6 protein-coding genes and 2 pseudogenes are annotated in these 7682 nt (G+C 67.9%); 4 read left to right on the forward strand and 4 right to left on the reverse strand.

Annotated elements, in window-relative coordinates; genetic code table 11:
• Together SJH88_RS17750 and SJH88_RS17755 are read left to right on the forward strand one after the other, a co-directional pair.
• Positions 1-110 (forward strand): annotated as a pseudogene (locus SJH88_RS17750) (IS5/IS1182 family transposase); the annotation flags it as partial.
• A gap of 171 nt (positions 111-281) precedes the next feature.
• Complete coding sequence (locus SJH88_RS17755) at positions 282-1391, forward strand: S-(hydroxymethyl)glutathione dehydrogenase/class III alcohol dehydrogenase (protein ID WP_043387186.1); 1110 nt, start codon at positions 282-284, stop codon at positions 1389-1391.
• Between the two features lie 106 nt (positions 1392-1497).
• Here SJH88_RS17755 and SJH88_RS17760 read toward each other — a convergent pair whose 3' ends face one another.
• Positions 1498-1956, reverse strand: coding sequence for a methyltransferase family protein (locus SJH88_RS17760; RefSeq protein WP_045267116.1), 459 nt, complete (start codon positions 1954-1956; stop codon positions 1498-1500).
• 157 nt (positions 1957-2113) lie between these two features.
• Here SJH88_RS17760 and SJH88_RS17765 point away from each other — a divergent pair, with 157 nt between their 5' ends.
• Positions 2114-3400, forward strand: coding sequence for a DEAD/DEAH box helicase (locus SJH88_RS17765; protein ID WP_274755243.1), 1287 nt, complete (start codon positions 2114-2116; stop codon positions 3398-3400).
• A 36-nt stretch (positions 3401-3436) separates the two neighbouring features.
• On the opposite strand, the gene SJH88_RS17770 is transcribed toward SJH88_RS17765, so the two are convergent.
• Complete coding sequence (locus SJH88_RS17770; RefSeq protein ID WP_274755244.1) at positions 3437-3943, reverse strand: hypothetical protein; 507 nt, start codon at positions 3941-3943, stop codon at positions 3437-3439.
• A gap of 290 nt (positions 3944-4233) precedes the next feature.
• Here SJH88_RS17770 and fghA point away from each other — a divergent pair, with 290 nt between their 5' ends.
• Positions 4234-5097, forward strand: a complete 864-nt coding sequence (gene fghA, locus SJH88_RS17775) for an S-formylglutathione hydrolase (protein ID WP_274755245.1) — start codon at positions 4234-4236, stop codon at positions 5095-5097.
• A gap of 39 nt (positions 5098-5136) precedes the next feature.
• On the opposite strand, the gene SJH88_RS17780 is transcribed toward fghA, so the two are convergent.
• Both SJH88_RS17780 and SJH88_RS17785 read right to left on the reverse strand, forming a co-directional pair.
• Entirely contained in the window at positions 5137-5616 is a 480-nt protein-coding gene (locus SJH88_RS17780; protein WP_274755246.1) for a VOC family protein, read from the reverse strand.
• 114 nt (positions 5617-5730) lie between these two features.
• Positions 5731-7560: pseudogene (locus SJH88_RS17785) on the reverse strand (TonB-dependent copper receptor); the annotation flags it as partial.
• Between the last annotated feature and the right edge of the window lie 122 nt (positions 7561-7682).

The following is a 7682-nucleotide window of genomic DNA, read 5'->3' on the forward strand; positions in this document are numbered from 1 at the left end:
CCTGGCTAGACAAGAATCGGCGGCTGTGGAAGAACTGCGAGCGGCTGCTCAACACCAGCTTGCAGTTCGTCCACTTGGCTTTCCTGGTTCTGCTGCTCAGGAGATCTTGAACACGTTCTAACAGCCACTGCCGCCCGGATGCCCACCTGCATCTGCGGCCAACACACCTGCACCTGCGGCCATGGCCCGCCACCGCGGCCCAGCATGCTCTACAGTCAGAGACTTGCACAGCGAAGCCGTCCCGCGCCTCGCCTTCCCACGCCTTCAACAGAAAGACCATCATGAAATCCCGCGCCGCCGTGGCCTTTAAGGCCGGAGAACCTTTGCAGATCGTCGAGATCGACGTGGCCCCGCCCCAGAAGGGCGAAGTGCTGATCAAGATCACCGACACCGGTGTCTGCCACACCGATGCCTTCACGCTCTCCGGTGAAGACCCCGAAGGCCTGTTCCCCGTGGTGCTGGGCCACGAAGGCGCCGGCATCGTGGTGGAAGTGGGCGAAGGCGTGACCAGCGTCAAGCCGGGTGACCATGTGATCCCGCTGTACACCGCCGAATGCGGCGAATGCCTGTTCTGCAAGAGCGGCAAGACCAACCTGTGCGTGGCCGTGCGCGCCACGCAGGGCAAGGGCGTGATGCCCGATGGCACGACCCGTTTCAGCTACAACGGCCAGCCCATCTACCACTACATGGGCTGCTCCACCTTCAGCGAATACACCGTGGTGGCCGAGGTCTCGCTGGCCAAGATCAACCCCGAGGCCAACCCCGAGCAGGTCTGCCTGCTGGGCTGCGGCGTGACCACGGGTCTGGGCGCCGTCAAGAACACCGCCAAGGTGCAGGAAGGCGATACCGTCGCCGTGTTCGGCCTGGGCGGCATCGGCCTGGCCGTGATCCAGGGTGCCAAGCTGGCCAAGGCCGGCCGCATCATCGCCATCGACACCAACCCCAGCAAGTTCGACCTGGCCAAGACCTTCGGCGCGACGGACTGCATCAACCCCAAGGACTTCGACAAGCCGATCCAGCAGGTCATCGTCGAGATGACGACCTGGGGCGTGGACCACTCGTTCGAGTGCATCGGCAACACCCAGGTGATGCGTGCCGCGCTGGAGTGCGCGCACCGCGGCTGGGGCCAGTCGGTCATCATCGGCGTGGCCGGCGCGGGACAAGAGATCAGCACGCGCCCCTTCCAGCTGGTGACGGGCCGCAAGTGGCTGGGCACGGCCTTCGGCGGCGTCAAGGGCCGCAGCGAACTGCCCGGCATGGTCGAAGACGCCATGACCGGCAAGATCCAACTCGAACCGTTCGTGACCCACACCATGGGCCTGGACCAGATCAATGAGGCCTTCGATCTGATGCACGAGGGCAAGTCCATCCGCTCGGTGGTCAAGTACTGACCCGCCCAGCGTTGATGCCCCCCCGCCACGGTGTTGCCACCGTGGCTTTTTTATGGCCGGGTGGCTGCAGCGGCGTCCTGGGCACGCACGCCAAGCACCCACCGACTTACAGCCAGCGCCGCACTTGCTGCAGATAGCGGGTGTAGGGTGCGCCGAACTTCTGCGCCAGCATGCGCTCTTCAGGCACGATCTGGAAGCGGTTCATGTACAGCACAAACGCCGGCAGCACCAGCAGCGCCCCGGCATGGCCCAGCCACAGGCCCCAGCCCAGCAGCGCCAGGGCAAAGCCCAGGTACATGGGGTTGCGGCTGTGGGCATAGATGCCCGTGGTCACCACGCTGGACGAGGCCTGCGGCGTGGTCGGGTTCACCGTCGTGGCCGCGCGGCGGAACGCCAGCACCCCGGCCAGTGCCACGCCCACCCCCAGCGCGATGGGCAGCGCGCCCCACCACCAGGGCACGGCCCACAGCGTGGCCACCGGCCACACCGCAGCCATGCCCCCCATCAGCAGCCCACACACCAGCACCAGGGCCACCGGTGGCACCTTCAATTCCCAAGCATTCACCCGCGCGCTCCTTGTTGTCAGGGATGCAGGCATTGTGCAAAGACCGGCGGCCGGCGGGCTATGCCATGTCATTTGCTGCGGCTTCTGCTTGCGCCAGGCCTGGCCTGCCGCTAAAGCCCGACAATCACCGCCTTTGCTGCTTTTTGGCCCTTCGCCCATGCCCTTCACCGCCCTTGGCCTTGCCCCGTCGCTGGCCCATGCCGCCGCCTCCCAAGGCCTGATCGCGCCCACGCCGGTGCAGTCCCAGTCCATCCCTGCCGTGCTGGATGGCCAGGACCTGCGCGTCTGCGCGCCCACGGGCTCGGGCAAGACAGCGGCCTATGTGCTGCCGCTGCTGCAGGCCTGGATGCTGGGCGATGCCGGCCAGCGCTCCGGGCCGCGCACCACGCAGGCCCTGGTGCTGGTGCCCACGCGCGAGCTGGCCACCCAGGTGGCCGAGCTGGTCTACCACCTGGGCGAAGCCCTGGGACAGCGCCCCAAGGTGGCGGTACTGACCGGCGGCGTCTCCATCAACCCACAGCTGATGGCGCTGCGTGGCGGCGTGGACTGGGTGATCGCCACGCCCGGGCGCCTGCTGGACGTGGTGGCGCACAGCCAGCTCAAGCTGCACAGCCTGCAGACCCTGGTGATGGACGAGGCCGACCGCCTGATGGACCTGGGCTTTGCCGAGGAACTGGAACAGGTGCTGGCCCTGCTGCCCGCCAAGGAGCAACGCCAGACCCTGCTGCTGTCGGCCACCTTCGGTCCCGCCGTGCAAGACCTGGTGGCGCAACTGCTGCGCCCCGGCCACGCCAGCGTGGAAGTGGAAAACACCCACCAGCAGGATGCCACCATCGCCCAGCGCGCCCTGTATGTGGACGCTGCCCAACGCACCAATGTGCTGCGCGCGCTGATCGCCCAGCACCCCGGCCAGCGCATGCTGGTGTTCGTGGCCAGCCGCTACAGCGCCGAGCATGTGGCCAACAAGCTGTATGCCAAGAAGATCTTTGCCACAGCCCTGCATGGCGAGCTGAGCCAGGGCGCGCGCCAGCGCGTGCTGCAGGAGTTCAAGGCCAACCAGTGGCAGGTGCTGGTGACCACCGACCTGGCGGCGCGCGGCATCCACATCGATGCCCTGCCCGTGGTCATCAACTACGACCTGCCGCGCTCGGCCGACGACTACACCCACCGCATCGGCCGCACCGGCCGCGCCGGCCTGTCGGGCACGGCCATCAGCCTGGTGTCCCCCGCCACCGCCGCGCACTGGAAGCTGATTGCCAAGCGCAACCAGCTGCAGCTGAAGCTGGAAACCCTGCCGGACCACCCCGTCACCGAAACCGTGCCCGAGCGCGCCGCGCACGAAGACGGCGACCGCGGCGGCGTCAAGGGCAAGCGCATGAGCAAGAAGGACAAGCTGCGCGCCGCGGCCGCCGCCGCCAACACGCCGGGCACCGGCAAGGCCTGAAGCCAGGCCTCGGGGCTGCGTGCTGGAACGGCCCCGTCAGGTGCCATCCACCGCGGCATCCTCGCTTTTGGCCGCATGCAGGGCCTCGGGCTCCAGCTCCTCGGCCGAGCGGTTCAGGTGCACGAACAGCCCCCAGCCCAGCAACAGCACGCCCACGCTGGCGATGTGCAGCGCGGCATAGCGCAGGGTGGCCGGGTCTTCCTGGGCCTTGAAGGTGGCAATCAGGCCCTCGATGGCCAGGGCCACCACAATCACCACCAGAAACCGCGACAGGAAACGCCGCACCCGCGTGGGCCCGGCAATGCTGGCATCGCGCACCACCTCCTCCTCGACCACGGTCTGTGCAATCTGCAGCGCCACCACGGCCGCCGCCAGGGTGCCCAGGGCCTCCACCAGCTGCAAGGTGGCGCCGTCGTCCAGGCCCAGCACCAGCGTGTCCCAGCCCTTGCTCACGGCCATCCACAGCAGAGCCAGCGACACCAGGGCGAACAGCAGCGCCATCAGCACATGCACCCCGACAAACAGCGAATGAACCAGTTTCATGGGCCTGCAACCTCCAACATGCAAAAGGCGCATCTTTCCATCGCCACGCCCCACCCCGCGTAGGACGGTGCAGGCAGGCACCGGCAGTCCCAGCCCGGCAAGCACCCCGCCCCCATGGGGACAAGCGGGGGCCCCTACACTGCGCCACAGCCCCTGGCCAGCCTGCGCTGGCCCGCTGCACCACATCAAAAACAAGAGCTGGATGCGCTCACCCAGCGTGCACTTAGGTCATAAAAACCTCTAAAGTGCTTGCAATACGAGCGCCAACAGCTCTTCTTTCAGGAGTATCCATGTCCACGCCTTTCGAACTGCTCACCGCCCACGCCTGCTTTGGCGGCGCCCAGCGCTTTTACAAGCACGAGGCGCGCGAAATCGGGCTGCCCATGAAGTTCTCGGTCTACCTGCCCCCCAAGGCGGTGATGGGCGAGAAAGTGCCCGCCCTGCTGTACCTGGCAGGCCTGACCTGCACCGAGGAAACCTTCATGACCAAGGCCGGTGCGCAGCGCCTGGCGGCCGAACTGGGCCTGGCCCTGATCGCCCCCGACACCAGCCCGCGTGGCGCCAACGTGCCGGGCGAGGCCGAGGCCTGGGACTTCGGCGTGGGCGCCGGCTTTTACCTGAACGCCCAGCAGGCGCCGTGGGAGCAGCACTGGCGCATGGAAAGCTATCTGATCGAGGAACTGCTGCCGCTGCTGGGCCGCTACCTGCCCATCGATACGCAGCGCCTGGGCATCTTCGGCCACAGCATGGGCGGCCATGGCGCGCTGACCCTGGCCTTGCGCCACCCCGGCGTGTTCAAGAGCCTGTCGGCCTTCGCGCCCATCGCCAACCCCATGAACTGCCCCTGGGGCCAGAAGGCGTTCAGCGGCTACCTGGGCGACAACCAGGCCGTCTGGGCCCAGCACGACGCCAGCCGCCTGATGGCGGCGCAGGGCAAGGCGCCCTACCCGGCCGGCATCCTGGTCGACCAGGGCCTGGCCGACAAATTCCTGCACGAGCAGCAACTGCTGCCCGAAGCGCTGGAAACCGCCTGCGCCCAGGTCGGCCAGCCCCTGACGCTGCGCCGCCAGGCCGGCTACGACCACGGCTACTACTTCATCCAGAGCTTCATCGACGACCACCTGCGCCACCACGCGGCACAGCTGGGCGCCTGAGCCTGCGCCGCGCCATGCGGCGGATGTCCCGGGCGGCGCTCAGCCGCGCAACGCGGCCTCGATGGCGGCAATGTCGATCTTGCCCATGCCCATCATCGCGATGAAGGCACGCCGGGCCGCGGCGGCATCCGGGTGGGCGATCGCCTGCAGCAGCACGCGCGGTGTGATCTGCCAGGAGACGCCCCAGCGGTCCTTGCACCAGCCGCAGGCATTGGGCTGCCCGCCGTGGCCGACCACCGCCTGCCACAGGCGGTCGGTTTCGGCCTGGTCCTCGGTCACCACCTGGAAGGAAAAGGCCTCGCTGTGCGGGAAGGTCGGCCCACCGTTCAACCCCAGGCAGGGCAGGCCCAGCACGGTGAATTCCACGGTCAGCACACCGCCCTGCCGGCACGCCGGATAGTCCGCGGGCGCACAGTGCACGGCCTGCACGGCGCTGTCGGCAAAAGTCTGGGCATAGAACTCGACCGCCTCCAGGGCGGCGCCATCGAACCAGAGACACACGGTGATCGGGGATGCCATGGCGAACCTCCTGTGCAGCAGCGCCAGCGGCCATTCTGGCCCCCGGCATACTTCGCAGGCAAGGCCGTGCCACAGCGGCCACCCGCCGTCACCGGCGGGCAGCCGCACGGTGCCTCAATAGCGCAGATCGGCACGCAGCCACAGCGTGCGGCCGGGTTCGTGGATGCGCACACCGGCCGGCAGACCGAATCCGGCATTGCCCGCCAGGTTCAGGTGCTCGGCGTAGGCGCGGTCGAACAAGTTGTCGATGCCGGCCGTGAGCTTGAGCCTGCGGTCCACCTTGTAGCCGGCATGCACCGAGAACACACCAAAGCCTGCGCTGGGCCCGAAGTCCTTGCCGACGACATTGCCCTGGCCCGTGGCATGGCGGTGCTGGGCCGCCACCAGGCGCCACAGGGCCCCGGCATTCCAGGCGCCCTGCTGGTAATCCAGGCCCAGCTTGGCTTCCAGCGGCGGGGTCTGGGGCAGCGGACGGTCGTCCGTGGTGTTCTGCGCCCAGGCATAGGCCAGCGTGCCCTGGGCCGTCAGCGCCGCATTCAGGCGGTAGCTGGCACCGGCCTCCCAGCCGGCGATGCGCGCCTGGACGTTGCGCACCGAGGAGGACATGCCCCCCTGGTAGTCAAACAGGATGTAGTCCTGCACCTGGCCCACATAGGCCGAGGTCCAGGCCTGCCAGTCCTGGCGTTTCCAGCTCGCACCCACGTCGATCTGCGTCGTCTTTTCGGGCTGCAGGCGCTGGAAGGCTGTCGTGCTGTTGCCCGGCGAGATCAGCTCCCAGTAATCCGGAAAGCGCTGGACATGGCCCAGGCCGGCGTACACGGTGGAGCCATCCTGCGATGCGCGCTCCCAGCGCACAAAACCGCTGGGCAGCGCCTGGCGCTCGCGGTGGTTGCTGTCGCCCTGCACGCCGGGGTAGCGCCAGGCCTGGGCACGGTCCAGGCGCAGGCCTGTCAGCAGCTTGTCGTCGGCATCCAGCTGCTGCGTCAGCTCGGCAAACAGCCCCAGGTTGCTGAACTTGGCATCCCGCACCCAGGGCTTGGTGGTGTAGGGCACCATCTGCGAGCCCATGCGCTTGTCGTGCGGGCTGCGCAGGGCATCCACCCCGGTCAGCAGCGTGGTCGCCGGGCTCCACAACCAGGTGGCGGCGGTGCGCAGCCCTGTGGTCGTGCGCCGCACATTGCTGGCCATGGGCATGGCCATGCCACCGCCTGGCGCAAAGCTGCGCAGGCTGAAGTTGTCCATCACATGGTCGGCACGGTTGGAGTAGATCTGCGCCTCCAGCTTGCGCAGCACGGGCGAGAGGTTGGTTTTCTCGAAGCGCAGCCCGGCGCTTTCGCGCTGGAACTGCGTGCCGTCCATGCCACGGCCACCATAGCGGGCCTCGCCGTCGCCGGCACCGGCGGTCAGCTCCAGCCAGGTGTCGGCATCGGGCGTCCAGCCCAGGGCGACATCGGCATTCCACTTGTCCCAGTGCGCGGGCACCACGCGGCCGTTGCCGTCGCGGTAGTCCTTGCTCTGCGAGTGGTTGGCCGTCAGGCGCACATAGAACTGGTCATTGCCGGCCAGAAAGTCCACGTTCTGGTCGCTGCGTGCCGCCGTACCCGCCAGGAGGCTGGCCGAAAACTCGATGCCCGGCTCGCCCAGCTGGGGCTTTTCGCGGTCGAAGCGCACCACGCCCGCAGACGCCCCCGGGCCCCAGGCCACGGTCTGCGGCCCCTTGATCACGGTCAGCGCATCGTAGGTTTCGGGGGAGATGTAGGAGCTGGGCGCATCCATGCGCCCCGGGCAGGCGCCCAGCAGCGTCGTGCCGTTGGTCAGCAGCGGCAGGCGCGAGCCGAACTGGCCGCGGAACACCGGGTCGCTGTTGGAGCCGCCGCTGCGGATCGCCGAGAAGCCGGGAATGCTCTTGAGGTAATCGGCCGCATCGCTGGCCGGCACGGGCTGGCAGAAGTGGTCCCGGTCGTTTGAACAATTGAGTCCAGTTGCTAAGCGAGATCACCGGGGTTATGCCGCCTGCATTTGTGCAAACGGCAATGCTGCAAAGTACGCTTCATCAGGGGTAGCTT

It is taken from the genome of Comamonas sp. GCA5 (assembly GCF_036541385.1).
Lineage (GTDB): Bacteria > Pseudomonadota > Gammaproteobacteria > Burkholderiales > Burkholderiaceae_C > Comamonas > Comamonas aquatica.

Excerpts from the sequence above, each read along its gene's own strand:
- SJH88_RS17765 (WP_274755243.1), top strand. The coding sequence starts at position 2,114 with ATGCCCTTCACCGCCCTTGGCCTTGCCCCGTCGCTGGCCCATGCCGCC.
- SJH88_RS17780 (WP_274755246.1), bottom strand. The coding sequence starts at position 5,616 with ATGGCATCCCCGATCACCGTGTGTCTCTGGTTCGATGGCGCCGCCCTG.
- fghA (WP_274755245.1), top strand. The coding sequence starts at position 4,234 with ATGTCCACGCCTTTCGAACTGCTCACCGCCCACGCCTGCTTTGGCGGC.
- SJH88_RS17770 (WP_274755244.1), bottom strand. The coding sequence starts at position 3,943 with ATGAAACTGGTTCATTCGCTGTTTGTCGGGGTGCATGTGCTGATGGCG.
- SJH88_RS17755 (WP_043387186.1), top strand. The coding sequence starts at position 282 with ATGAAATCCCGCGCCGCCGTGGCCTTTAAGGCCGGAGAACCTTTGCAG.